The following is a 25,842-nucleotide window of genomic DNA, read 5'->3' on the forward strand; positions in this document are numbered from 1 at the left end:
CGTGAATAAAACTATAAAGTATCTGCTGCCAGCAGGCATCGTCGTGGCAGCTGGCTTGGGCTGGTTTGTCAATCGCACGCCATTTTCGCCTTTTGCTAATGAGGCATCTGCACCCTCGGCAGATGCACAGCTCGTCCAGCGTGGTGAATATGTCGCCAGGCTTAGCGATTGCGTGGCCTGCCACAGCACGCCCAAAGGTGCGCCGTTTGCCGGCGGCCTGGAGATGGCGACCCCGATGGGATCAATCTATGCCACCAACATTACCCCGGACAAACAAACGGGCATCGGTAATTACAGCCTGGCCGACTTTGATCGCGCAGTACGCAGCGGAGTTGCGGCTGACGGGCACAGGCTGTATCCGGCTATGCCTTACCCATCCTATGCCAAGCTCAGCGACGATGATGTGCGGGCGCTTTATGCGTTCTTCATGGCCGGCGTTAAGCCGGCGCAGCAGCAGAACCAGCAAAGCCATATCCCCTGGCCGCTCAACATGCGCTGGCCGCTGGCTTTGTGGAATACCGCGTTTGTCGATGACGGTGCCTATCAGGCCAAGCCCTCAGAGGATGCGCTGTGGAACCGCGGCGCCTACATCGTCCAGGGTGCGGGGCATTGTGGCAGTTGCCATACCCCACGCAGCTTGACGATGAACGAGAAGTCGCTGGATGAAAGCAGCGCTACTTTCCTCAGCGGTTCGCTGCTCGATGGGTGGTACGCGCCGAGCCTGCGCCAGGATCCGAACACTGGATTGGGGCGCTGGAGCGAGCAGGAGATCGTCGACTATCTGAAAACCGGACGTAACGCTCACAGCGTGGTCGTGGGCACCATGGCGGAAGTCTTCAACAACTCGACGCAATACATGTCCGACCCGGACTTGAAAGCCATTGCGCATTACCTGGTGTCGTTGCCGGGCGATCCAAAGCGTGACGGGCCGCCATGGAAGCCAGCGGCCAAACTGGCAGAACAACCTCTGTCGACACCTGGGGCAGCCAACTATATGGCCAAGTGCAGCAGTTGCCACGGCAGTGACGGCAGCGGGCAGGCGCCATGGATACCTCCTTTGGCAGGCGCATCTTCATCGATGGTGAAGCAAAGCGCTACGAGCATCAATGCCACGTTGAACGGTTCCGAACGTGTCGTTGCCAATGGTATTCCGGATTCGTATCGCATGCCCCCATACCGCAACCAACTCTCTGATCAGGAAGTCGCTGATGTACTGACTTTCGTTCGCACGTCATGGGGTAATCAGGGAGGCGCAGTGAAGGCTGACGAGGTGAAGGAACTGCGTGAGCGAACCAATCCGGCCAGCAGCAACCCGATCATCCTGCAGATGCGTTGAGAGAGTATGGTGAGGGCTTGGCCAAGGCCCTCGCCATACATAAGGAGTCCCCGTCGGGGAGAAGCGGTCCGTGTTTTCGATCATTACGCTTCGGCGTGCATGATCCAAGCAGAGCTCTGGTGTTAACGCCGTTGTGGGGCTAGTAATCAGAGGGACAGGCGCCACTTTCGACGTCCGGGTGCGTTCAGGGAACGTTGTGGCCAGCCGCTTGGATAAGCCCGTACCATTCGGGGCGGGTGAGCGGGATATTCGAGCCCGCGGCTGCTTCGATGAGGCGCTCGGGTCTCGTGGTGCCCAGTACCACTTGGATGCCGGCGGGATGACGAGTGATCCAGGCTGTCGCGATCGCGGTCGGAGTGGCGTCGTACTTCGCAGCGAGTCGTTTGAGTTCGGCATTAAGCTGCGGGTAGTCGGGAGAGTCGAAGAAGACCCCATCCTGAAAGGCTTTCTGGAACGGAGACCACGCCTGCAGCGTGATTTTATTAATCCGTGCGTAGTCTACGATGCCGCCACCGTCACGAGTGATTGAGTCGTCGAATCCGGTCATGTTCGACGACAGGCCTTGGGCGACGATCGTCGAATGCGTCAGCGAAAGCTGGACCTGGTTCGCCAGGATCGGCTGGGTCACGGCGGTCTTGAGCAGATCGATCTGACGGGGAGTATGGTTGGAAACCCCGAATGCGCGAACCTTTCCGGTGGTCTCCAGGTGGTCGAAGGCGCGGGCGACTTCTTCCGGTTCCACGAGTGCGTCGGGCCGGTGCAGCAATAGCACATCCAGATAGTCGGTCCCCAGCGCTTTCAGCGACCTCTCGGCCGACGCCACGATGTGCTCGTAGGACTGATCGTAGTGCCACGGGTCGGCCACAATACTGGTTTTGGACTGGAGGAAGATCTGCTCGCGCTCAGCGCTGCTGAGTCGCAGCGCCTCGCCGAACCGGCGTTCGCACAGGTGCGGGCCACCGCCGGGATGGTTGAATCCGTAGAGGTCGGCGTGATCGAAAAAATTGATGCCCGATTCGCGCGCCGCGGTGTAGAGCGCCCGGATCTGGTCATCGGTGCTGCCGGCAATGCGCATCATGCCCGCGACGACATTGGGAACCCGAGTGTCGGTTGATCCTAGTGGTAAGGTCTTCATGAAAGCTCCTTGTCAGGACAGTGGTGGGCTGTCGGACGCCTTGCGTGACTGCAATGCACTTACCAAGGCTGGTTCGCAGGGCCTACTGTGAACTCGTTGATTGTCGTGTCATCGGGCTGGTCGATCGCGAAGGCTACGATGTTGGCGATCCGGTCTGGAGAAATGCCGTACTTGTCATAGATGTCCTGCATCTGGTCAAGCGCCTGCTTATCGCTGATCGTCGCCAGCAGTTCCGTCTTGACGGCGGCCGGGTAGATCGTCGCGGTGCGGATGTTATTGCCCTCCATGGCGGACTCCATGCGCAAGACTTCCATGAAGTCGCGCACGAACCACTTCGTACCGCCATAGACGGCGCCGCCCGGATAGGCCTTGAGCCCCGCCACCGACGAGGTGGTGATCACGTGCCCGGACTTCTGTGCCAGGAACTCGGGCAGCACGGCCGCTACGCCATTCAGAACACCTTTCACGTTGACATCGATCATCTGGTGCCAGTCTTCGGTCTTCAGGGCGGACAGCGGCGAGTTCGGCATCAGCCCTGCATTCAGGAAAATCACGTCCACGCGACCGAACCTTTCTTTGGCCAGGCGGACGATGCTGTCGCTGTCCTCTTGCTTGGTCACGTCCAGCACTTGATAGACCACTTGGCCTCCGTTCAGGAGAATCTCGTCCGCGATCTGCTTGAGCTTGTCTTCTCGACGGGCGCCGAGCACGATTTTTGCGCCTTTGCTCGCGAGCAGCTTGGCGGTTGCTTCGCCGATTCCGGACGATGCGCCGGTGATGATGACTACTTTGTCTTTGATCATGATCTCTCTCTGGATTCGGGCTGCGAAGGAGATGCAGCAGATGATGAGGCGGTATTTCAGATCGGTGTTGAGTGCGTGGGAACTACTTTGTCAGCGCACGCTGCTATTGGGAGAACACCACCCGAACATCGCCACGGCCGAGCGCCTGGGCCAGGCCAGTCGGATCGTCCACGCGGCCCAGACGGGTGTATGAGTAAGCTGAGTCGAAGGTCTTGTAAAAGATGACCACGGTGCGCGATCCCCAAAGCATAAGGTCTCCGTTGCGGATCGTGCCTGGCCGGCTTTCACTGGTGGGCAGCGCGTCATGCAGTTCTTTTTTCTTCTCGTTTCCGTGGAGGTCCTCCATGTCCAGTGTCAGCGGCAGCGTGGCGGCGAATGCGCGAGTGGCCTCGTTGTCGGCCAGGGTGATGGCGAAGCGACGTTCCCCGACGGTCATCCACAGGCTTGATTCATCCGATTTCTTGGGTGCTTGAGTCGCATCCTGCTCAGCGGCCACGGGCAACGCAGTGCTGGCGGCATGGGCAGGATGGACACCGCACAGTGCAAGGAAAAGCAGCGGCATTCCAAGCTGTTGCACGGCCCGCCGGTGCCAGGAATGCCTACGGCTTGCAGCGCCAAGAGAGGAGAGAGCGCCGCCTGCACCGACGTCAACGGTTTTGCTCTGCATGTTGTTCTCCTTTGCAATGCGGAAAATGGGCAAGACGCGTTGCCGCGCCTGCACTTGAATTCGTAGGTTTCGAGCGCGAATTAGCGCAGCAATATGGCGCAGATGCTCCTCAGCGAGTGGTCTATTGCCAGTTCTGGTCGATCCTCACTGGAAAGTCAGAAGTGCTGAGTGGCATGAAGCCATACCGTAGGGCGCGTCATCCCGCTCAGTCGCATCCAGATGCATTGTCCGCCTGGATGCGACTGCCTCAAGACGTCAAGCGGCGCGTGCCGCCGTGGCCAGGTGCTGCGTGAAGAAGGTCGTCAGCTTGTCGAAAGGAATCACGTCCACACGGTCATACAGATCTGTGTGGCTGGCCTCTGGAATGATCATCAGCTCCTTCGGCTGCGCCGCGGCCGCGTAAGCGGTTTCGCTGAAGTAGCGCGAGTGGGCGTTTTCACCGTGGATGAACAGGACCGGGCGTGGAGAAATTTCCGCGATGTAGGTCAGGATCGGCATGTTCATGAACGACAGGGGTGTAGTGATCGTCCACGAGTTGCCCGAGTTGACCGCGCGCGGATGGTGTCCGCGGGTCGTGCTGTAGTAATCGTGATAATCGACCATGAACTGCGCTTCACCACCCTTCAGTTCGTTGTAGGGGGGCTGGTAAGCAGGGGCACCATTTTTCGCGTCGACCCAACGTTGTGCGCTCAGTTGTTCGAGCCCTTGCGTGCGCTGTTCGAGGGTCACACTATCGTTGTAACCCTTGGACATGACGCGGGTCATGTCGTACATGGTGCTGGCGACAACCGCCTTGACGCGCTTATCCAAGGCCACGGCATTCAGCGCCATGCCGCCCCAACCGCAAATGCCGATGACGCCAATTCGCTCGCGATCAACGGAGGGTTGCAGGCCAAGAGCATCAACTGCCGCGCTCACATCCTCGGTGTTGATGTCTGGCGAGGCGACGTTGCGCGGCTCACCGCTGCTTTCCCCGGTATAGGATGCATCGAAGGCCAACGTGACAAAACCGCGCTCGGCCATGGTTTGCGCGTAAAGCCCGGAGGCCTGCTCCTTCACCGCGCCAAACGGGCCACAGACGACAATAGCTGCCAGCTTTGCGCTGGCGTTCTTCGGTTGGTACAGGTCACCCGCCAGGGTGATGCCATAGCGGTTCGTGAAGGTGATCTTCTTATGGTCCACCTTGTCGCTCTTGGCGAAAGTTTTGTCCCATTCCTGTGTCAGTTGCATGTGCGTGCCTTGCATGTAGTTGAGATTGTTCCTGCCAGCCTGAATACCCGTCGAGCAGCGGGGGGGCTTGTCGTCGGCGTCATAGTCTTTTAGAACCATGGGGAACATGTTTCGTGAATGACGTCGCCCGTCGGGATCGGCTTTGCCAGCTAATGTATGCCTGTCACTGCCCCAAAACATCCCATGAAATTGCAAGCATCTATGCACGCTATTGGATAATCGCGCCCCCAAGTCCCAGGCGGTTCGAAATGGAAACCTACCCCGATGAGTTCATGCTTGTTCGAATGACATATCACCACGCTGCGATGACCATTGATCATCGAGTCCCGTACATGGAAGTATTCGGTCCGCCTGCATCAGCTCAGCCTCGCTATATGACCGGCGGAAAACCCGCCGCAGGCTGCGTTGGTCGCCGATTCGAGTGACTCGGTCTGGGACAGGTGATGGACGAGACCTTGTAGAGGACATCGGCCAAGTGCTTAACGGACGTGAAAGCTTGTTTGGTCAAGGCTTGTTGGGCTGCGTCGAAGAGAGATCACAACCTCTGTTTCCGTTCCGGCGCTTCCTGCTGAAGCTGCTTCTAAACCCGTTCTTCAGGTCTGTAGGGGCAAGAGACCATTTGAAAAATTAGCCGCTAGCCGAAAAGTAATACTTCTCCAGGTTGTGGGCTGGTAGGTTTTTCCAAAAGAAAAAATGCAAAGCCCTGAATCGGTAACGGTAATCGTCTCAAGCATGTTGCTTAGTTGTGAGTCGTGCTCGCTCGTAGTTGAGCGCGCACTAAATCACTGTGTTGATGTGCCATCGATGCGCGGTGATTTCTTGTATTGCGTACTTTTATTCATAGGGCCTAGCACGTGGCTGCATGTTTGAGCCCACTAAGCTCGTGATACTTTCAAACCATGTATAGGTAGCCATTAAGCGACGCCCCGCTAATAGCTCTTTTTAGAGCCAAGATGGCTGAAGAGTTATGGCGCTTCAGATTAACGATAAGACCTATCAGGTCGAAGCTGAGGGCGACACAGCCGCTGCTGTGGGTGATTCGTGACGAAATCGGTATGACGGGAACAAACTATACCTGCAATGGGGATTACGGGTGTGGTCTCGCTCAGTGCGTCGCTTGTTCCGTCTTGATCGACGACGTTGTGGCGCGTTCCTGTGCCATCCTCGCTATCTCCGGCCAGCGTACTTCCAGGTCGGCACGGTAGAAATCAAAGAAGCCGGCATCCCGTTGAGGGGGGCAGACAAAACGCGTCGCAGAGCATCACTCTGGAGCCCGGATGCAGATTCACCATCACCTCGCTGTGCAGTTTTGCCTGGGGGAATAATCGTCGCCACCTGTACTGCTTCTTCGCCGAGCCGCGCGGCCGGCGGCAACGTAACGTTGCTGGCCGGTGCGTATAGAAGTCTTCCGCGCCGTAGCGACTTAGCACAAGGTTTTTGAGTAAAGCGTTAAATTCGTTACAGAACTCTCCACCCCGCACTCCGGAAGAAATTTCGATGAACGAGCGACATCCTCACTCCAATAAGTCTTTTCTAGGGCCGCTCGTACTGATCGCGGCGGTGGTTGTCGCCGTCGGCGCCGCGTTCGCATACACAGCCGGTTGGTTGACACCCGCACGCCTCACGCCGACCAAGATCGTCGAGGTGCTGGCGCCGCCCGCAGGACCGGCTCTCGGTTTCCGCCGCGCCCATGCCAAGGGTATCTGCTTCACCGGTACCTTCGAGGCCAACGGCACGGGCAGCGATTTGTCCAAGGCACAGATGTTCGTCGCCGGCACCTATCCCGTGACCGGCCGCTTCAACCTCGCCTCACCCGACCTCAAAGCGCCCGATGGCACAGCGCGCGTGCGCTCCCTGAGCCTGCGCATCCGAACGCCCGACGGCCAGGAGTGGCGCTCCGCGATGATCAATGCGCCGTTCTTTCCGGTCGCGACGCCGCAGGCTTTCTACGATTTGCAGGTGGCTTCTGCCGACAAGAGCCATCCGGATGCGTTGAAGAACTTCGCCGCTGTGCACCCCGAGATTGGCGCGTTTAGCCAGTGGGCCGGCAGCGCGCCGTTCACCAGCTCGTACGCCGAAGACCGCTACAACGGCATCAACAGCTTCGTCTTCACCAACGCGCAGGGCCAAGACAAAGCCGTGCGCTGGTCCTTTAAGCCGGTCGCCAAACCTGTGCCGGTCTCGGGCGACGAACTCAAGAAGCGCGAGCCCGATTTCCTGCTGACCGACATCACCGAGCGCGTCGCGAAGGCGACGCAGCGCTGGGCTATGACGGTCATGGTCGCCGACCCGGGCGACCCGACCGCCGACCCGAGCAAGGCTTGGCCGGAAGATCGCCGCAGCGTCGGCGTCGGCACCCTGTCGGTGACGAAGATTGAGCCTGAGGCCGATGGCTCATGCCGCGACATCAACTTCGATCCCACCGTGCTGCCGGCCGGCATGCGCACATCCGACGACCCTTTCCCCGCCGCACGTTCGGCCGCCTATTCGGTCTCTTACAACCGCCGGACCGCCGAAGAAAAAGACTATCCGCGCACCCCGTCCACCACCACCGGAGCCAAGCCATGAGCCAAGTCAACCAGCAATTCGCGCCGTTGCAGCGGGCGCTTCATTGGGGCATGGCGATCTGCATCCTCGCGATGCTGTTCATCGGCGTCGGCATGGTCTCGACGATCACGCCCGCGTACCTGATGCTGGTCTCGATCCACAAGCCGTTGGGCATTGCGATCCTCGTGCTCGCGGTGCTGCGCCTGATAGTCCGCTGGCGCCTTGGTGCGCCGCCGCTGCCGCGTGACATGCCCGAGTCGATGAAGCTCGCCGCCAAGCTCTCGCATGTCGCGTTCTATGTGCTGATGCTCGCGATGCCCTTGCTTGGCTGGGCCATGTTGTCGGCGGCGGACTATCCGGTGCTCGTCGCCGGGCTGCATCTGCCCGCCATAGTGTCGCCCGACGCCGGCCTGCACAGCTGGCTGTGGAACGCTCACAAGCTCCTCTCGTTCTGCTTCTTCGCGCTGATCCTGCTGCACCTCGGGGCCGCTCTGTTCCACGCGCTGGTGCGACGCGACGGCGTGTTCGAGGCCATGGCGCCATTTCCGGTACATCCGTCGGTCGACGGCAAGGTCGTGACCAAGTGCGCTGACTGACGCAGGCTTCGTTACCACGGGCGCGCTGGCGCACGCGTTCTCGGTGGGGCGAGATGAAATACCTCAGTGGGCATGTACTGTGGGACCACGACCTGCAGTGACCGTCGAGCTGGGAGGCTGGCGCGAAGTGACGCTGACCCTCGCCGGATCACCGAGCTTCATAGAGATGTTCGTCGCCAAGTTCAGCGAGCCGCCGACTTGAGGTGACGTGCCTAAACACCTGGCGTCGAAGCCTCCCGCCATTGGCGTTCGGACGCAGGGGGGCGCCTTCACGATGCGCAAACTTTAGCGCATGAACGGGATCGCAAAAGCAGAGAAATATCTGGATGCACATGCGTAGCGCAAAGATTTACCAATTTATATCTTTCTTCGTAGGGTGTGCTAGCGGCTGTCAAATCAACCATTGGAACAGTCATGAATCTGAAACTTGAGTGGGTTCTGGTCCCAGCATTTCTTGCCATGGGTTTTGCTGCCAGCGCGCTGGCCGCCGAGGTGCGGGCTGAGCGTGTGGCAACCGGATTGGAGAATCCCTGGGCAGTGGCCTTTCTGCCGGCACATCGCTACTTGGTGACCGAACGGCCGGGCCGGCTTCGGGTAGTTGATGCCGATGGGAGCATCGGCCCGCCGGTTGAGGGGCTGCCGGCGATCGCGGCAGGCGGGCAGGGCGGGCTGCTGGATGTGGTGACGGACAGTGCTTTCGACCTGAATCGCATGGTCTACTTCTGCTTTTCCGAACCGGCCGCTGGTGGCGCGGGCAATAGCACGGCAGTGGCACGCGCGACGCTGTCGAGCAACATGGTGCGCCTCGACAACCTGCAGGTGATTTTCAGTCAGCGGCCGAAGGTGAGCAGCTCCGCGCATTTCGGCTGCCGTATCGTCGAGGCGAAGGACGGGACGCTTTTCGTCACGTTGGGCGAGCGTTACAGCCGGAAGGAGGATGCGCAGAAGCTCGATAACCACTTGGGCAAAGTGGTGCGCATCCAGAAGGACGGCGCGGTACCGGCCGACAACCCTTTCGTCGGCCGCGCCGGTACCCTGCCGGAGATCTGGAGCTATGGCCATCGCAATAGCCAGGGCGCTACGCTCGGTCCGGACGGCCACCTCTGGATGAACGATCACGGTCCGCAGGGCGGCGACGAGATCAACGTTCCGCTGGCGGGTCGCAGCTACGGCTGGCCGGTCATCACCTACGGCGAGAACTATGGCGGCGGGAAGATTGGCGACGGCCTGACCGCCAAGGACGGCATGGAGCAGCCGCTGCATTACTGGGTGCCCTCGATCGCGCCGTCCGGCATGGCCTTCCTGACTAGCGACCGTTATGGGCCGGCATGGAGGGGCAATCTCTTCGTCGGTTCGCTCAAGTTCGGCTACCTCGACCGTATCGAACTGAAAGACGGTAAGGTCGTGGCCGAGCACAAGTTGCTGGAGGACGGGCATGCCCGCATTCGGGATGTCAGGCAGGGCCCTGACGGCCTGCTCTATGTGCTCACCGACGAACAGGATGGCAAACTGCTGCGTCTTCAGCCGCGCTGAGCCCATCAGGGCAGGCATTGCGCAGCTGCAGCGTCGGCAAGCTGCGACGCCTGCCCGCAACCTCTTCGACGGCTTGCGCTCGCCGCCTCCCAAGGAGGAACTCGGCGATATCAAGCTGATCGTCGAGAACGATACCAGCCAGGTCGGTTCTGTGGGGAAATGTGTTTCAGGATCTCGACACCAGCGCTGGAAACAGAAGCGAGAAGCCCATTCAGGGTAACAGAGAGGCCGTCAACTCACATTTTCGAACCAGGCGGGAGCGTCCCAGGCCTTGTATTGATCACTCCAACCGCCAACCGTTCAGGTCAAGACCTCCTCTGGAATAACCTCATCGAAGAAATCAGCTGGGTTTGCGCTTGCTCTGATACGAATGCAGGAGCTCATGGAACATTCCATTGACGGTGCTTTCAGGGGGTAAGACTGTACCGGCAGAAAGTGACAACCGCCGATAGGTCTGCCAAGAGGAGGATCATCCTGCGATAACGCTCCCTGACCTATGTCCCTTAGAAGTCCATGGTCAGCCCCGCGTAAACGGCGCGGGCATCGAATGCGGCGTGCAGTGATTGATCCACTCCAACGCTGGTGTCATACCAGACTTGGATCTTGAAATACTTCAAAAACAAGTCCAGAATCAAGTCCATTCCTGCTTCAGGAATAACAGAAACCCTATAGATTTCAATGGGTCGGACGCCAGATACGAGTCTCGTTTCCCGCTCCAAGATTCAGAAAAAGCCACTCAGATGAGTGGCTTTTTTTTGCCTGTGAAATACAGACCCAATGCAAGCTCGCCACAGTTCTGAGTCCTGGGCGGCAAAGCATGTTGGCAATAGCTTGCGGTGGGATGAGAATTAGCGGTTTTCAGAGAATAATCCTACGCGCAACTCAGTTGCGCCTAGGATCTTCGTACTTTCAGTACGCGGCCACCAGACCATCCTTCCGGGGATCAGTGCCACCCACATAACCATGGGTGGTGCGCTGGATAATCTGCGCGCCGCCAAAGGCGAATACGCCGTTAGGTTCTTCGATAACGATGTCGTGGCCTTTGGCACGCAAGGCTTCGACCACCTGTGGGTCGAATGCACGTTCCACTGCGACTTTCAGGCCAGATTCGAGCCTCCAGCGCGGTGCGTCTGCGGCGGCTTGCGGGTTCTGTTTGTAGCGCAGGATGCGCATCATCATCTGCAAGTGACCCTGTGCCTGCATCGGGCCGCCCATCAGGCCGAAGGACATCAACGGCGTGCCGTCGGCGTTCATCACAAAGCCGGGGATTATGGTGTGGAACGGACGTTTGCGCGGTGCAACGTAGTTGACGTGCTGCGGATCCAGGGAGAAGCCCGCACCGCGGTTTTGCAGGCTGATGCCGGTGCCAGGCACCACGACACCTGAGCCGAAGCCCATGTAATTGGACTGGATGAACGAGATCATCATGCCGCTTTCATCGGCCGCCGACAGGTAAACGGTGCCGCCCGGTTTAGGCGAACCATGCCCCGGATTGGCGGCCTTGTCGGTGACGAGACCGGCGCGCTCCATCAGGTAGGTTTTGTCCAGCAGATGCTCGGAAGGCACGCGCATGTGGTCGTTATCCGCCACGTGTTCGTCCAGGTCGGCAAGGGCCAGCTTCATGGCTTCCAGCACTGGGTGCACGGTTTCCAGGCTGTCCACGGGATGCTCGCCGACGCCCAATGCTTCGAGCATAGTCAGGCCGGACAGGGTAGCGATGCCCTGGCCATTAGGTGGCAATTCATGAACGACGGCGCCGGCGTAGGGCACCGACAGGGTGTCGATCCAGTCCACAGTGTGGGTCGCCAGATCGTCGAGGCTCATGACGCTGCCATTGGCGTTGGCATGGGCGATGATGGCTTGGGCCAGTTCGCCGCGATAGAACGCTTCGCCTTTGGTTTGGGCGATCAGCTCCAGGGTGCGGGCGTGATCCTTGAGCCGGATTTTGTCCCCGGCCTGTGGTGCTTGGCCGTCGGGCAGGAAGCACTCGGCAAAACCCGGCTGATCCTTGAGCCGTTCAGCGCCGAGCTTCCACAGCTGGGCTATGATCGGGGTGACTTGGTAGCCATCCCGAGCATAGCCGATGGCCGGTTCAGCCAGGCTGGCGAAAGGCAGTTTTCCGTAACGCTCGGACAGCTCGACCCAGGCCGAAACCGCCCCCGGCACAGTCACCGCTGGCCAGCCGCGCTGGGGCATTTTGCTCTGCCCGGCGAAAAACTCAGGGGTCCAGGCTTGCGGTGCGCGACCGGAAGCATTCAGGCCCTGCAACTTGCTGCCGTCCCAGACGATAGCGAAAGCGTCGCTGCCGATCCCGCAACCGGTGGGCTCGACCACGGTCAGGACCATGGCGGCTGCGATGGCCGCGTCGACGGCGTTGCCGCCCTTGCGCAGCATGTCCAGCCCGGCCTGGGCGGCCAATGGCTGGGAGCAGGCGACCATGTTACTGCCCATCACTGGCGAGCGTGCCGAAGCGTAGGGTTGGCTGTAATCCAGATCATCAAACATTAGCGTTTCTCTTTGGCAGAAAAGTTAGCCCTTGGGGTCCAGCGCATCACGCAAACCATCCCCCAGCAGGTTGAAACACAGGACCGTAATGTAGATCGCCACGCCAGGCGCAATCGACATCCAGGGTGCCTGCTCCATAAAGTTTTTCGCGGTGTTGAGCATCGATCCCCAGGAAGGCGAGGGCGGTTGCTGGCCCAGACCGAGGAACGACAGACTGGCTTCAGCCAGAATCGCCGAGGCGATGGTCAAGGTGGCTTGCACAACCAATGGCGACATCACGTTGGGCAGCACGTAGCGCAGGATGATCCAGCGATCCGGCAAGCCAATGGCACGAGCACCTTCCAGGTAATCTTCGTGTTTGATGGCCAGCACCTGACCACGGGTCAGTCGGGCAAAGATCGGCATGGCTGACAGGCCGATAGCGATCATTGCGTTGGTCAGGCTCGGGCCGAGGAAGGCGCCCAGCGCAATCGCCAATACCAGAAACGGGCAGGACAACAGCGCTTCCATGACACGGGAAATCATCGCTTCGAGTTTGCCGCCGAAATAACCGCCCAACAGGCCCAAAGGCACGCCGATGGCCATGGCGATGACCACCGAAACACCACCGGCCAGCAACGAACTGCGTGCGCCCCAGAGCAGGCGGGAAAACAGATCGCGACCCAGTTCGTCAGTGCCCATCCAGTAGATCAGCGATGGTGCCTTGCGGACCGCGAGAAAGTTGGCTTTCAGCGGGTCATGGGGCGCAATCCAGGGCGCCAGCAAGGCCGCCAGGATAAACAGCAGCAACACCGCCGCGCCGAGTACCGCGCCTTTGTTGGCGAGGAATTTCTTCACGAACGGCGAGCGGCTGCGGGGTGCGATCACGCTATGAGGGAGGCTGGAAATAGCGGTCATGAAGCAGTCCTCAGGCGCGGATTAATCATCCGGTACAGCACGTCGGCGAGCAGGTTCAGCAGCAGGAAGCCAATTGCGATGCACAGCACCACGCCTTGCACCACGGCGTAATCACGATTGAACACGGCGTCGACAATCATCTTGCCGAAGCCAGGGATGCTGAAGACTTGCTCGGTCAGCACTGCGCCGCCGAGCAGTTCACCAAACAGCAGGGTTGTCAGGGTCACAATAGGCATCAATGCATTGCGCAGGGCATGCCTGAGGATCACCGTGCGCGGGCGCAGGCCCTTGGCCCGGGCGGTGCGCACGTAGTCGGTGCGCAATACTTCAAGCATGGCGCTGCGGGTATGGCGCATGAGAATCCCCGACAACCCTGCGCCGAGCACGAAGGCCGGCAGGATCAAGGTCTTCAGGTTTTGCCCGAAGTCCTCGCCCACGGGCACGAAACCCGAGGCCGGCAGCCATTGCAGTTTCACGGCGAAGACCATGATCAGCAGGATCCCCAGCCAGAAGTGCGGAATCGAGATCCCCGACAGCGCGATGACATTGGCCCCGTAATCCACGACGGTGCCTTTGCGTACGGCCGAGATAATTCCAGTGGGGATGCCGATCAACAGTGCGATCAACAAGGCCAGCACTGCCAGCTCCAGGGTCACCGGCAACTTGGACGCCAACAGCGTGGTCACCGGTTGTTCGGTGCGCAGTGAAGTGCCGAAGTCGCCGGTCAGCACATTGCCGACCCAGTTCAGGTACTGCACGGGGATCGGGTCGTTGAGCCGATACTTGTCGCGCAGGTATTCCATCACCGCCGGATCGCGCTCTTCACCGGCCATGGCCAGCACCGGGTCACCCGGCAACAGTTTCTGCAGGGTGAAGACGAAGAGCGAAACCAGGATCAGTGTCGGGATCGCACTGAGCAGGCGTCGCAGGATAAACATCAGCATGCCGGACCCTCGTTTTTGCGTCGATCATTCACAGTCATGGCTTGAACGCGACGTTGTTCAGACGAATCAGGCCATCCGGGCTCGGCACGAAACCAGTCACGTTGTTACGCATGGCCATGATTCGCGGATCGAAATACAGATACGCGGTCGGCACTTCGTCAGCCAGCAAACGCAGGGCTTCGTTGTACAGGGCCTGGCGCTGGGCAACATCGTTGACAGTGCGGGCCTTGTCCAACAGCTCGTCGAGTTTGGCGTTGCAGTATTTGCCGTCGTTCTGGCCGCCCTTGCAGGTCACGAACTGGTGAATGTCGCCATCCGGATCAGGACGGCCCGACCAGGCGCTCATGCCGATCTGGAAGTTGCCGCTTTGCTGTTCGCTAAGCATGGTGGCGTATTCAGTGGCAATCAGATTGACCTTGAAACCCGCTTCTTCAGCCATGGCCTGAATGATCTGCCCGACCTGTTGTGCGATAGGGTTGTTGGCGACTTTCAGGTCCACTGCCAGTGGCAGCTTCACGCCTGCTTCGGCCAGCAAGGCCTTGCTCTTTTCCACATCGCGGGTCGGGATCGGCAGATCCTTGTCGTAGTACGGGCTGTTTTTCGGAAATGGCTGGGCGCTCGGCGCATACAGGCCTTCGAACACCACCTGGTTGATCGCATCACGGTCGATGGACAGCTCGAATGCCTTGCGCACGCGCTTGTCTTTGCCCATCGGCGAGTTAGCCTTTTCGCCGTTGTTAATGTTGAACATCAACTGCATGTAGCCAAGCCCAGGCGTGTTATAGACCGCCAGCTTGCTGTCCGCCTTGGCGGTTTTCACGTCGGTGGGGGCAACCCGTTCGATGATGTCCAGGTCGCCGGAACGCAGGTTGGCCAGACGCACCGAGGTGTCCGGAATCGGCAGGAAAATCACCTTGTCAAAGTGATAAGCCTGCTTGTTCCAGTAGTTGTCGAAGCGCTCCAGCACAATGCGATCCTGCTGCACGCGCTGGACGAATTTGTAAGGGCCGGAGCACACCGGTTTGGAGGCGAACTCACCCTGGGCGGCCTTCGGCGCAAGCATCATTCCGGCGCGGTCCGAGAGTTGGGAGACCAGGGTGGCGTCCGCTTGCTTGAGTTTGATGGCAACGGTTTTGGCGTCGATCACTTCAACACTGTCCACCGAGGCCAGCTCGCTCTTGCGCAGGGAGTCGGGCAGGGTGCGAGCGCGGTCCAGGTTGAACTTCACCGAGGCAGCATCGAACGCTTCGCCGTCGTGATAAGTCACGCCTTCGCGCAGAGTCATGGTCAGGGTCTTGCCGTCTTCGCTCCAGTTCCAGGCAGTGGCCAGTTGTGGGGCGTAGGTCAGGTCCGGGTTCACATCCACCAGCTTGTCGCACAGTGCGGTATAGACCAGACGGCCCGAATAGGTACGCGAACGATGCGGGTCGAGCCCATCAGGATCGTCCTGAATGCCGATGCGCAGGGTGGATTCGGCAAAGGCGGCGTTGGCGGCCAGCAATAACAAGGTTCCTGTCATGACGCGTGCAATTCTCATGGCTGGCTCTCCACTGCAAGGGATTGATGGTTCTTGAACAGATTCAGGCGCTGGGTGTAGGCAGCGCTGGGTGTCGGCAAAATCAGGGTGCCTGCACCGGCATTGGCGATTTCACGCCAGAAGTGGCACGCCACCTGACGCTCGGCCTCGACGGTTTCCATCACCGGCACCACTTCTTTGCACAGCGCCCGGGCGTGCGGGCAGCGGGTATGGAAGCGGCAACCCGATGGCGGGCGACTCGGGCTCGGCATGTCGCCGCCCAGCAATGGGCGCGGCCGGCGCAGGTCCGGGTGGCTGACCGGCACGGCGGCCATAAGCGCCTGGGTGTAAGGGTGCAGAGGGTTTTCAAACAGGCCGTTGACCGGCGCCAGTTCGACGATTTCCCCCAAGTACATCACGGCTACCCGGTCGCTCATGTGGCGGATCACGGCCAGGCCGTGGGCGACAATCACCAGGGTCAGACCGAATTGATGCTTGAGGTCTTCCAGCAGGTTGACCACTTGCGCCTGTACCGAAACGTCCAGCGCGGACACGGGTTCGTCACCCAGAATCAAACGCGGGTCAGACGCCAGGGCTCTCGCAATGCCGATGCGCTGACGCTGGCCACCGGAGAACTCGTGAGGGTGGCGGCCGCCGTGCTCGGGCGCCAGGCCCACGGTGCGCAGCAACTCGGCGACTTTGGCCTGGCGGTCGCTGCGGCTGGCATCGCTGTGCAGCCAGATAGGTTCACCGACGATGGATTCCACAGTCATGCGCGGATTGAGCGAGGCAAACGGATCCTGAAAGATGATCTGCAAATCACGCCGCACCTGGCGCAGCTTTTCCGGGGTCAGATTGGCCAGGTTGCGGCCTTCATAAATGATGTCGCCCGCCGTAGGTTTGAGCAGGTTGAGCAGTAGACGGCCGAGGGTTGATTTACCCGAGCCGGACTCGCCCACCAGCGCCAGGGTTTCCCCTTTGCGCACCGACAGATTGACCTGATTGACCGCTTGCACCGGCGGCTTCTTGCGCTGGAACAAGCCGCTTTCCACCCCGAAGTGTTTGCTCAGGTCGATGCCGTCGAGAATGATTTCAGGGCTTGCACGCATAACTATTTGGCGTTCAGAAAGGCTCACGCGCTGACTCCCATATGCTGTTCCAGTGGAGCACGAATGCACGCGGCGAAATGTCCGGGGGAAAGCTCAAGTAGCGGCGGGCGCGCCTCGCGACATGCCTGAATCGCAAAAGGGCAGCGCCCGGCGAATCGGCAACCGGTAGGCATTTGCGCAGGCGTCGGGACGCGACCATTGATGGTTGCCAGGCGACCTTCACGCGGGCCAATCGATGGCATCGAACCCATCAGGCCGATGGTGTACGGGTGCTGCGGGTCATCGAACAGGGTTTTCACCGGGCCGCTTTCCACCACTCGCCCGGCGTACATCACCATCACGTCGTCAGCGACTTCGGCGACCACGCCCAGATCATGGGTGATCAGGATCATGGCCGTGCCGGTTTCAGCCTGCAGATTGGCGATCAGCGACAGGATCTGCGCCTGAATGGTCACGTCCAGAGCAGTGGTGGGTTCGTCGGCAATGATCAGCGCCGGATCGTTGGCCAGGGCCATGGCAATCATTGCCCGCTGCCGCATGCCGCCGGACAGTTCATGGGGGTAGGCGTCCAGGCGTTGCGCGGCGTCAGGCACGCGGACCTTTTCGAGCATTTGCAGGGCGCGCTGACGGGCGTCCCTGGCCGACAGACCCTGATGGCGGATCACGCTTTCGGCGATCTGCTCGCCAATGGTGAAGACCGGGTTCAAGGAGGTCATGGGCTCTTGAAAAATCATCGCCATGCGGTTGCCGCGCACATCCAGCAAGCGCTCGTCGGGCATGCCCAGCAAGGCTTCATCGAGCAGGGCGGACGTACGGGCGGCGATCTTGGCGGTATCGGGTAGCAAGCCCATCAGCGCCATGGACGTAACGCTTTTACCACATCCGGACTCTCCGACGATGGCCAGGGTCTTGCCGCGCTGGACCGAGAACGAGACGCCGTCCACGACATTGGCGGGTGCGCCTGCAAAGCACACGGTCAAGTTGCTGACACTCAATACCGTGTCGGTGGCCTGAGTTGTGGTGCTCATGAACTTGCCTCCAGATCTTGATTGATGACGTTGTCCAGCGCTTGTTGCAGCGCGCGCAAATGGCCACGCATGGCCGTGGCGGCCTTGATCGGATCACGGTTTTCGATAGCGTCGACAATGTCGTTGTGGTCGTGGCTGTAGGTGTCGAGGCGATCGGCGTTGCGAGCCCGCTGACGCAGGTCACGCCAGGCCGGGTCGAGCCGGATCGCATCGAGCATTTCAAAGATATCCAGCATCAGGCGGTTACCTGCGGCCTCGGCGATCCCGCGATGCAGGGCGCTGTCCCACAGCTCAATGCCCTCGGCATCGGCAGGCTCGGCGGCCTGTTGGTGTCTGGTGCGTTCGGCAAGGCGGCGCAAAATTGCTATCTGGTCGCCGTTGGCTCGAACCGCCGCCAGGGACGCCAGTGCCGGTTCCAGATGCAGGCGCGCTTCCATAACCTCGCTGAAGTTGGTCCGCCCGGACAACCGGGCAAAGCTCATGGCCGCACTCGGTGGCGTAGGGCCGACGAAGGTTCCTTTGCCCTGGCGCCGCCAGATCTGCCCTTCGGCTTCCAGCACCGCCAGCGCCCGCCGGATGGCCCGGCGACTGAGGCCAAAATCGGCGGCCAGATCCCGCTCGGTCGGCAATGCCCGGTGCGGGAAGGCAGCATGTTGCGCAACCATCTGCCGCAAGGCATCCAGCGCTAGTTTCGAAGTGTTGTCGATGGGTGTGTCAGGGTCGAACCTTTGCATCGTGGTACTCGCGCCAGAGTATGAAAAACGGCTCCGAGCTGACTGTGGGCAGGAGATCGAGGCAAAAGGGTAAGTGCAAGCGCGATGCCAATTGAAATTGGTTCGCCTCGGGATTAGCGCTATGTACTTAGCTATTACTCAGGAGCGGCGGCGGCGGGGGCCGATAAGCAAGGGTTCGTCGGGTTGGTTCAGGGGATTAAAGAGGATTGGTTCGTGGATGATTGAACCAATTTCCGCAGCTTATGCAGATTGTGCATCGATTCGTGCGTAGTGCGCCGGGGTGGTGCTTGGTATTGATCTGGGAAATTTTGTGTTCGGCCATAACATGCTGAAGAGGTGCACGTATGCCAACCAAACCCGTAAATACGACCTGCACTATCGGACCTTGAAGGCGATATCGAGGCTGAGGTCGTGATCATCGGGGTGGTTTTCCTGTATCAACACGTTGCTGGACCTGCCTGAGCACAATGAGCGTGCCTGCAACCATTAAGGTTGTGCCGCCAGCCCATCAGCTTTGGGAGTTCTCCGATGTCACAATCTGCAGCGGAACATGCACCCGGTGACGCACAGGATCGAACTGCTCCGCAGTCTGCAATTCCACCAGTAGATCCACTAGCGCCGTTGCAGTCTGGCGCGGCTGAGAGTCGATCACCACGTCGACCAAGCCCTGGGCCAGGGCTTGGCGTGACAGCTCGGTGGACTCCTGCAAAATGCAGCACAGCGTCGGGCGCTTGGGCAGTTGCGCCAACGCGTTGATGATCCCGTCGCCACCGCCACCTACCACGCATAGCCCGCGCAAATCGTCATGCCGAGCCAGCAGGTCGAGGGTTGCTTCTTCGGTGATGTCGCAGTTGTCCAGATTGATCAGCGGCTCCAGCGGGCGCAGCCCAGGTGCGTGTTTGGCCAAGTAACTGTGCAAGCCTTCGACCCGCGCCTGGTGGCCAAGAAAGCGATGACCTCCGAGCAGAATGCCGATGCTGCCTTTGCGCGCGCCACAGGTGCGGGCCAGCAGCCAGCCCATCGTGCGCCCGACTACCTGATTGTCCTGGCCGACATAGGGCTCGGCCGCCGCCTCATGAATGCCCGACAGCAGTGCCACCACGGGCACGCCGGCCTCGCGAATCTGGGCAAGGGCGGCGTTGATCTGCGGGTGGGCGAAGCTGACCACCGCCAGGCCGTCGCACTGCACCGCCAACTGTTCGATCTGGGCAATGATGGCGCTGGGGGTGCGATCAAAAACGTATTCGAATTGGCAGGTCAGGTTGGCCCCGGCCTGGCGCTGCGCGGCCTCGGTGATGGCTTGGGCCAGGTTGGCGTAGAACGCCTGGGCGGTGCCCAGCAGCAGGATGCCGAAACGGTACGTGGGGCGGCGTTCGAGAATGCGCTGGCCGATCAGCCGCGCAGCAAAATAGCCCACGGCTTCGGCGGCCTGAAGCACCTGTTCGGCAGTGGCTGGATTAACCGGGGCGCGAGCGTTGAGCACGCGGTCGACGGTGGCGACACTTAAACCTGCGTGTTCGGCGACCGTGGCGATGGTGGGGCGTTTATTGTTATTCATGATGAGCCTTCAAAGCGTCTTGATAGAAAACTATCAAGCCCTGCAGGAACTGGATGATAGCTTGATAGGGAATGTATTCAAGACCTTGAGGGTACCTTCCATGCTCTCTATATTTTTTTACGCAAAGCACCTGACCTCTCACGCTTGCGGAGAACAATAACAATGCCTCAAGACAACACAGCCTCTCCCCGGGACTATCGCCTGACCGGCCCTGAAGCCGCCCGCGCGGCCGAAAAAGGTCTTGTATCGGCCAGTTGGTACCAGTCGCCCATTTCCCGTCAACGCATGAAGCAACTGATGCAGCGCCGCGACGGCCCAGCCTTGCTCGATACCGCCATCTGGCTGCTGACCCTGGTGATCACCGGATTCGGCGGCTACTGGTTCTGGGGCACTTGGGCTTGTGTGCCGTTTTTCCTTGCGTATGGGGTTTTGTACGCCACCGCCTCCAACCCGCGCTGGCATGAAGCCGGCCACGGCACCGCCTTCAAGACCCGCTGGATGAATGATGCGCTCTACCAGGTGGCGAGCTTCATGTGCATGTTCGAGCCCCATGTGTGGCGCTGGAGCCATGCCCGGCACCATACCGACACCATCGTCGTCGGCCGCGATCCGGAAATCGTCGAACCGCGTCCACCGAGCTTGTTCATGATGCTGCTGAGCCTGTTCCAGATCCCGTTGCTGCTGAAGACGATGGGAGGCGTGTGCCGGCACGCGGTTGGCAAAATGGATGCCCAGGAACAGACGTTCATTCCTGAGTCCGAATGGTCCAAGGTGTTCCTGGCGGCCCGTATCTGGCTCGTGATTTACGCCGTTGTCTTTGGCGCGGCGCTTTACCTGCACAGCTGGTTGCCGCTGATGTATATCGGCCTGCCCATCCTGTACGGCGGCTGGTTGTCCTACCTGTTTGGCCTCACACAACATGTGGGCCTGGCGGAAGACGTGCTGGACCACCGCAGCAACTGCCGCACCATCTATATGAACCGGGTACTGCGCTTTCTGTACATGAACATGAATTATCACCTTGAGCACCACATGTACCCGATGGTGCCGTACCACGCCCTGGCCCAACTCCATGAAGAGATCCGCCACGATTGCCCGCCGCCTTACGCCAACATAGGCGAGGCCTTCAGGGAAATCATTCCGACCCTCTTGAAGCAGCGTAAGGACCCGACGTATTTCGTGCGACGCCCCGTCGGTAGCTCAAGGCCTGCCACCGACGCCCATCCACAGGCTGAAGCCACGCTGGGCTGACACCTTCCGGCTGTACCCCGAACAAGAGAAAACGCCATGAACGATCAATGGATCGATGTATGCGCCGTGGGCGAAATCAATGAAGAAGACGTCATTCGTTTCGACCACGGTCCGCATACCTATGCCATCTACCGCTCTGCTGACAACGAGTTTTTCGCCACTGCTGGCCTGTGTACTCACGAGTCGATCCACCTGGCTGACGGCCTGGTGATGGACCACGTCATCGAGTGCCCCAAGCACAACGGGCGCTTTGACTATCGCAACGGCAAAGCCTTGGGGGCGCCAGTGTGCGTCAATCTCAAGACCTATCCGGTACGGGTCAACGCGGGACGGGTTCTGCTCGCCATTTCGGCTTGACCGCCAGGAGTGCACGCCATGAATGCTCCACTGATTATCGTCGGCGCCGGCCATGCCGGTGGCCGCGCGGCGCTGACCTTGCGCGAGCAGGGTTATACCGGTCGGCTGATCCTGATCGGCGATGAACGCCATCGGCCGTACGAGCGTCCTCCGCTGTCCAAGGGCTTGCTGCAGGGCACGATGGACCTGGACGATTGCAGCCTGTGGGAGGAGAGCCGGCTCACTGAACTGAACATCGAACACCTGGCGGGCAACCCGGTAAAAAGTCTGGATCCGCAGCACCACCGCCTGCAATTGAGCGACGGACGTTGGCTGTCCTACAGCCGATTACTGCTGGCGACCGGAGGGAGAGCGCGTCGCTTGCCCCAGGTGCCTGAATCTATGGCCAACGTGCTTTACCTGCGCACCCATGACGAAGCCCTGGCCCTGCGCAGCGCATTGAGGCCCGGCACGCGCCTGGTGATTGTCGGCGGTGGCTTTATCGGCCTCGAAGTCGCGGCAACGGCTCGAACCCTGGGCTGTCAGGTGACGTTGCTGGAGGCCGGGCCACGACTGGCCGGGCGAGTCTTGCCTGAAGCCATATCCCAGGCCTTGTTGGAGTTGCATCGGCAACAGGGCGTGGACGTGCGGCTGAACGTAGCGCTCGAATTTGTACAAGGCATTGAACGCGCTGAGGCGGTGCAATTGGTGGACGGCCAGGTGCTGCCCTGTGACTGGGTGGTGGTCGGTATCGGCATGCAACCCAACATCGAATTGGCCGCGGCGGCGGGGCTTGAGGTGGACCAGGGAATTCGAGTCGATGCCCAGTTGCGCACCAGCGCGCCAGACATCTTTGCCGCCGGCGATGTGTGCGAGTTTCGCCTGCACGCCGACGCGTTATTCCAACGCCAGGAAACCTGGCGCAATGCCGAGACCCAGGGCCGTCACGCGGCATTGAATCTGTTGGGCGGCGAGTTGCCGTTCGAGGGAGTTCCCGGCTTCTGGTCTGATCAGTACGACTGGGGCTTGCAGACGGTGGGCGTGATCTCACCGACACCACCTTCGGCCATTCGCACCCTGGCGGACGGTGGTCTGCTGCTGTTCTACCTGGATACCGAGCAGCGTTTGCAAGGCGCCTGCGGTTGGGGGCAGGGCAACAGCGTTGCCAAGGACATCAAGTTGTGTGAACGGCTGATTGCCAACTTGACCCCACTCTCTGTGGACGCATTGGCCGACGCCGATGTGTCGCTCAAACATCTGCTAAGGCCCTGACATGCGTGAATTCCTGGTATTTCAGTCCCTGTGGGCCATGCAAGATCACCGTGGTCAATGTGATCTTTCCCTTGAGGCGCAGGTGGAGAAGATTGCCGCCGCTGGCTTCGATGGGATCACCGACCACTTCTGGATTGCGCCACAGGCCGAACGTCTGCATGCCGCTGCCAAGGCGCAAGGCCTGCAAATCGAAGGTCAACTGTTTCCCCGCACCGTGAGTGACTTGGCGCAAGCGCTTGAGGTTGCCTCCCGCTACGGCTGCCACCACCTCACGCTGCAAGCCGACGTCCGGCCGCGCACGCTGGCTCAGGCGATCACTCTGATCGAGGGCTGGCAGCGTCTGGCCGAGCAGGTGGACTTTCCGATCCTGCTGGAAACCCACCGCTATCGTCTCACCAGTGACCTGTTGTTCACCCTCGACTTGCTCGCGCAGATGCCCGACCTCAAATTGTTGGCTGACTTGTCCCATTACGTTGTGGGCCGCGAACTGCCTGAGTCGGCCACTGCCGAAGACGACGAACAGATTCACACCATCTTGCGACACAGTTGGGGTTTTCACGGGCGGGTCGCTAATAGTGAACAGGTCCAGGTGCCCTTGACCTTCGCCCAGCATCGCCCTTGGTTGGACCGGTTTCTGGGCTGGTGGCGTTACGGAATCAAGGATTGGCTGGCGCGACCGAACACACCCGCGAGCCTGTCCTTCACCTGCGAGCTTGGGCCGCCACCCTATGCGATCACGGGGAGTGATGGGCGCGATATAACGGATCGCTGGGGCGAGGCGCTGATGCTGAAGGAACTGATGCGTGGTGTTTGGGATGAGTGTCAGGCGGGGCGCTGATCTAAGGCATGATGGGTTGACGGTCTGTATCAGTGGATAAAACGGCTGAGGTCCAGATTGGAAAACCGCAAGATCCTGTTCCTCGTTTGGGGCAGCCAAGTCAGGGGGCCGACAGATTTCAAAAGTCTTGCAGGTCATTTTGGTACGCACGGCGAGTGCGCGTGTTATCCAGTAGCCGCTTAGTGTTCATTTTTATCAAATCCTTTGGAACGCTTTTTCCGGCACGGCCACTCAGGTGCAAGGATGTCGCCGCTCATAGCGGGGTCATTTGCATTCTTCTATCTGCCGATCACTAAGAGTGATAACGCCATGGATACGCCTAATGTACGTGCAAGCCGCGAGCTGACTCGTGTACCTGATGAGATACAGCAGGAAGCAACGCAACAGGCCTCTCACTCGCCTGACCTCGGCGCTATCGGGTTAGCGATGAGCGTGCGCCTTCAAAACCATTTCGAGGCTCACCTTGAAACAGAGGCTGGCTCCGATCAACCCGCTGCCTCTGCTTCAAGCGCCCGCAACGCGGAGCTGAACGCCATTCGCGATGACCGTGCTCAACGGTTAGAGGCGGGGGGCTATAACGTCCATGACATGGAGAAGGCGGAAAAAAACGCAGCCAGAGCCGACAGACTGTTTGCGTCGATAAAGTCAGGAATGGGCGGGACGCCCTTTGCGGCGCTTACCGAGGCCGGTAATTTCGAGCCGTCCATCCTTCAGGTCGCGGGCAAGCATGGCAATACAGTGCGCGAAGCGGCGATAGAGAACGCCATGTCATGCTTGTATGCCGGTATGGCGGATGCTGCCGGTAACAAGATGATTGCAGGCTTTAAGCCTGGTTATTACCTCAAACCCGAGAGCGATACACTGCACCCGGCGCTTCAAGCATCAGTGGCGGAAAAGCTGCTGGCGTTGGACAAGGGGCCATTGCGTAATGCCTTCGACGAAGCCAATAAGTGGCTCACCGGGTTTGCCGTGCGTAATACGGCAATGTACGCATCAACGCTTGCCATGACGGCTGCTGGCAAAGAGAACCTGGATGCAATCCTGCAACCCGCTTTACGACCGGTCACGGCTATCATCGTGGGTATAGCAATTGAGCATTACAATGTAAGCCGCGATCGCACTAACCATTTAGCTGACCCTGCAATGCTCTATGGTCGTCGGGATGCTGTACCGCAAGGGCAGCCTCATAAGCCTATTGATCAAGATACCGAATGGCTGGATGACTTCGAGACTTTGAAGGATCTCGATGCCACTGCCCTGGTTAAGATGGTTTCCGCGCGGCTTGGTGAAGGCGCGGCTACGGCTCTGAATGCGGTCATCAGCGGCGACGCCTTGAAAGAGATACTGGACCCGGTCAGTGTTGTAGGAAATGGCCTCCTGATTGGCGGTTTTTCTGCAATGGGCGCGGCTACAACCGCCACAGCTAACTTGGCCAAGTCTAAGGAGCTGGGAAAAATGGCGGCTACCGCTGCCTCGGAGGGTGTAAAAAACGTATTGGGTACCCTGGCTTTCGGGCTATGGGCAGCTGGCGCCTCGCTAGGTGGGTCAGTGCCGAAAAAAGCCATCGCTGCTGTCGATGCCCATGTACCAAAAGCAGTCGAAGGGGGCGCAGATGCCGCTGGCAGGGTGGCGGTCAAGGGCGGTGAGCTTGCACTCAAGACATCGCTCACCGGTGCCAGATTTGTCAAAGAGACAGCTGTTTCAGCGACCCATCACACAAAAAGTGCAGCTCAAGCGGCAGGGGATGGCGTCATTAGCGTTGCCGGTGCCATTGGCAGCACCTCCCAATCGGCCTGGGACAAAAGCATTGGAGCCCTGAGGCAACGCGCCGCGGCCACCTCTCAAAGCCAAACCGCTCATGGTCAGAGCATGCCCATGCAGCCGCTCGCGGTTACGCAGGGTCAAGCATCGTCCTCAGCGCCCGCGCGTCCGCCTGCTCAGGATGATGGCGATATCGTGTAGCAGCCTTGAGGTGTCCATGACCAAAAGTTGGAAGCCCGGATCGCT

22 protein-coding genes and 1 pseudogene are annotated in these 25,842 nt (G+C 59.9%); 10 read left to right on the forward strand and 13 right to left on the reverse strand.

Going from position 1 to position 25,842, the window contains the following annotated elements; translation table 11 throughout:
- Nucleotide 1: 1 nt before the first annotated feature.
- Nucleotides 2-1,336: a c-type cytochrome gene (locus PBDP_RS11300; protein ID WP_212796421.1), complete on the forward strand. Its 1,335-nt coding sequence runs from the start codon at nt 2-4 to the stop codon at nt 1,334-1,336.
- Nucleotides 1,337-1,520: 184 nt separating this feature from the next.
- Here PBDP_RS11300 and PBDP_RS11305 read toward each other — a convergent pair whose 3' ends face one another.
- From PBDP_RS11305 to PBDP_RS11320, 4 genes are all read right to left on the reverse strand, one after another.
- Nucleotides 1,521-2,471, reverse strand: a complete 951-nt coding sequence (locus tag PBDP_RS11305) for an aldo/keto reductase (RefSeq protein ID WP_212802248.1) — start codon at nt 2,469-2,471, stop codon at nt 1,521-1,523.
- 59 nt (nt 2,472-2,530) lie between these two features.
- Entirely contained in the window at nt 2,531-3,274 is a 744-nt protein-coding gene (locus PBDP_RS11310) for an SDR family oxidoreductase (protein WP_212802249.1), read from the reverse strand.
- A gap of 103 nt (nt 3,275-3,377) precedes the next feature.
- Complete coding sequence (locus tag PBDP_RS11315) at nt 3,378-3,941, reverse strand: cyclophilin-like fold protein (RefSeq protein ID WP_349306130.1); 564 nt, start codon at nt 3,939-3,941, stop codon at nt 3,378-3,380.
- A gap of 255 nt (nt 3,942-4,196) precedes the next feature.
- A complete protein-coding gene (locus PBDP_RS11320; RefSeq protein ID WP_249411861.1) occupies nt 4,197-5,186 on the reverse strand; it encodes an alpha/beta hydrolase in 990 nt (329 codons plus the stop codon).
- A gap of 952 nt (nt 5,187-6,138) precedes the next feature.
- On the opposite strand from PBDP_RS11320, the pseudogene PBDP_RS29900 reads away from it, so the two are divergent.
- From PBDP_RS29900 to PBDP_RS11335, 4 genes and pseudogenes are all read left to right on the forward strand, one after another.
- Nucleotides 6,139-6,328: pseudogene (locus PBDP_RS29900) on the forward strand ((2Fe-2S)-binding protein); the annotation flags it as partial.
- Nucleotides 6,329-6,668: 340 nt separating this feature from the next.
- Entirely contained in the window at nt 6,669-7,739 is a 1,071-nt protein-coding gene (locus PBDP_RS11325) for a catalase family peroxidase (RefSeq protein WP_212802250.1), read from the forward strand.
- Nucleotides 7,736-8,314 (forward strand): cytochrome b, encoded by a 579-nt coding sequence (locus PBDP_RS11330; protein WP_201005332.1) that lies wholly within the window; start codon nt 7,736-7,738, stop codon nt 8,312-8,314. The genes PBDP_RS11325 and PBDP_RS11330 overlap by 4 nt, the downstream gene beginning before the upstream one ends.
- Before the next feature lie 414 nt (nt 8,315-8,728).
- Complete coding sequence (locus tag PBDP_RS11335; RefSeq protein WP_212802251.1) at nt 8,729-9,847, forward strand: PQQ-dependent sugar dehydrogenase; 1,119 nt, start codon at nt 8,729-8,731, stop codon at nt 9,845-9,847.
- Between the two features lie 503 nt (nt 9,848-10,350).
- On the opposite strand, the gene PBDP_RS11340 is transcribed toward PBDP_RS11335, so the two are convergent.
- The 9 genes from PBDP_RS11340 to PBDP_RS11380 form a co-directional block, all read right to left on the reverse strand.
- Nucleotides 10,351-10,488, reverse strand: coding sequence for a hypothetical protein (locus PBDP_RS11340; protein ID WP_156877850.1), 138 nt, complete (start codon nt 10,486-10,488; stop codon nt 10,351-10,353).
- A gap of 268 nt (nt 10,489-10,756) precedes the next feature.
- Entirely contained in the window at nt 10,757-12,352 is a 1,596-nt protein-coding gene (locus tag PBDP_RS11345; protein WP_210643979.1) for a gamma-glutamyltransferase family protein, read from the reverse strand.
- Between the two features lie 24 nt (nt 12,353-12,376).
- On the reverse strand, nt 12,377-13,249 hold the full coding sequence (locus PBDP_RS11350; RefSeq protein ID WP_212802252.1) for an ABC transporter permease: 873 nt from the start codon (nt 13,247-13,249) through the stop codon (nt 12,377-12,379).
- Entirely contained in the window at nt 13,246-14,193 is a 948-nt protein-coding gene (locus tag PBDP_RS11355; protein WP_212802253.1) for an ABC transporter permease, read from the reverse strand. Before PBDP_RS11355 ends, PBDP_RS11350 begins: the two co-directional genes overlap by 4 nt.
- 34 nt (nt 14,194-14,227) lie before the next feature.
- A complete protein-coding gene (locus PBDP_RS11360) occupies nt 14,228-15,730 on the reverse strand; it encodes an ABC transporter substrate-binding protein (protein WP_212802254.1) in 1,503 nt (500 codons plus the stop codon).
- Nucleotides 15,727-16,818: an ABC transporter ATP-binding protein gene (locus PBDP_RS11365; RefSeq protein ID WP_162893813.1), complete on the reverse strand. Its 1,092-nt coding sequence runs from the start codon at nt 16,816-16,818 to the stop codon at nt 15,727-15,729. Before PBDP_RS11365 ends, PBDP_RS11360 begins: the two co-directional genes overlap by 4 nt.
- A gap of 23 nt (nt 16,819-16,841) precedes the next feature.
- Nucleotides 16,842-17,846, reverse strand: coding sequence for an ABC transporter ATP-binding protein (locus tag PBDP_RS11370; protein ID WP_109755293.1), 1,005 nt, complete (start codon nt 17,844-17,846; stop codon nt 16,842-16,844).
- A complete protein-coding gene (locus PBDP_RS11375; protein ID WP_116832018.1) occupies nt 17,843-18,580 on the reverse strand; it encodes a FadR/GntR family transcriptional regulator in 738 nt (245 codons plus the stop codon). The genes PBDP_RS11370 and PBDP_RS11375 overlap by 4 nt, the downstream gene beginning before the upstream one ends.
- 508 nt (nt 18,581-19,088) lie before the next feature.
- Nucleotides 19,089-20,138 (reverse strand): LacI family DNA-binding transcriptional regulator, encoded by a 1,050-nt coding sequence (locus PBDP_RS11380; protein WP_212802255.1) that lies wholly within the window; start codon nt 20,136-20,138, stop codon nt 19,089-19,091.
- Between the two features lie 162 nt (nt 20,139-20,300).
- Here PBDP_RS11380 and PBDP_RS11385 point away from each other — a divergent pair, with 162 nt between their 5' ends.
- The 5 genes from PBDP_RS11385 to PBDP_RS11405 all read left to right on the forward strand — a co-directional run bounded on the left by PBDP_RS11385 (nt 20,301) and on the right by PBDP_RS11405 (nt 25,797).
- The gene (locus PBDP_RS11385) at nt 20,301-21,389 is read left to right on the forward strand and encodes a fatty acid desaturase family protein (protein WP_109755289.1); all 1,089 of its coding nucleotides are present in this window, start codon (nt 20,301-20,303) and stop codon (nt 21,387-21,389) included.
- 36 nt (nt 21,390-21,425) lie between these two features.
- Complete coding sequence (locus PBDP_RS11390; RefSeq protein WP_212802256.1) at nt 21,426-21,746, forward strand: MocE family 2Fe-2S type ferredoxin; 321 nt, start codon at nt 21,426-21,428, stop codon at nt 21,744-21,746.
- Between the two features lie 9 nt (nt 21,747-21,755).
- Nucleotides 21,756-22,997 carry an NAD(P)/FAD-dependent oxidoreductase gene (locus PBDP_RS11395; RefSeq protein WP_116832021.1) on the forward strand — a complete coding sequence of 414 codons (1,242 nt, stop codon included), beginning with the start codon at nt 21,756-21,758 and terminating at the stop codon, nt 22,995-22,997.
- Nucleotide 22,998: 1 nt separating this feature from the next.
- Nucleotides 22,999-23,835, forward strand: a complete 837-nt coding sequence (locus PBDP_RS11400) for a sugar phosphate isomerase/epimerase family protein (RefSeq protein WP_053178882.1) — start codon at nt 22,999-23,001, stop codon at nt 23,833-23,835.
- 243 nt (nt 23,836-24,078) lie between these two features.
- Entirely contained in the window at nt 24,079-25,797 is a 1,719-nt protein-coding gene (locus PBDP_RS11405) for a RopAA-2 (RefSeq protein ID WP_233459533.1), read from the forward strand.
- Nucleotides 25,798-25,842 lie beyond the last annotated feature (45 nt).

The organism is Pseudomonas sp. St290 (assembly GCF_018325805.1).
GTDB classification, from domain to species: domain Bacteria; phylum Pseudomonadota; class Gammaproteobacteria; order Pseudomonadales; family Pseudomonadaceae; genus Aquipseudomonas; species Aquipseudomonas bijieensis.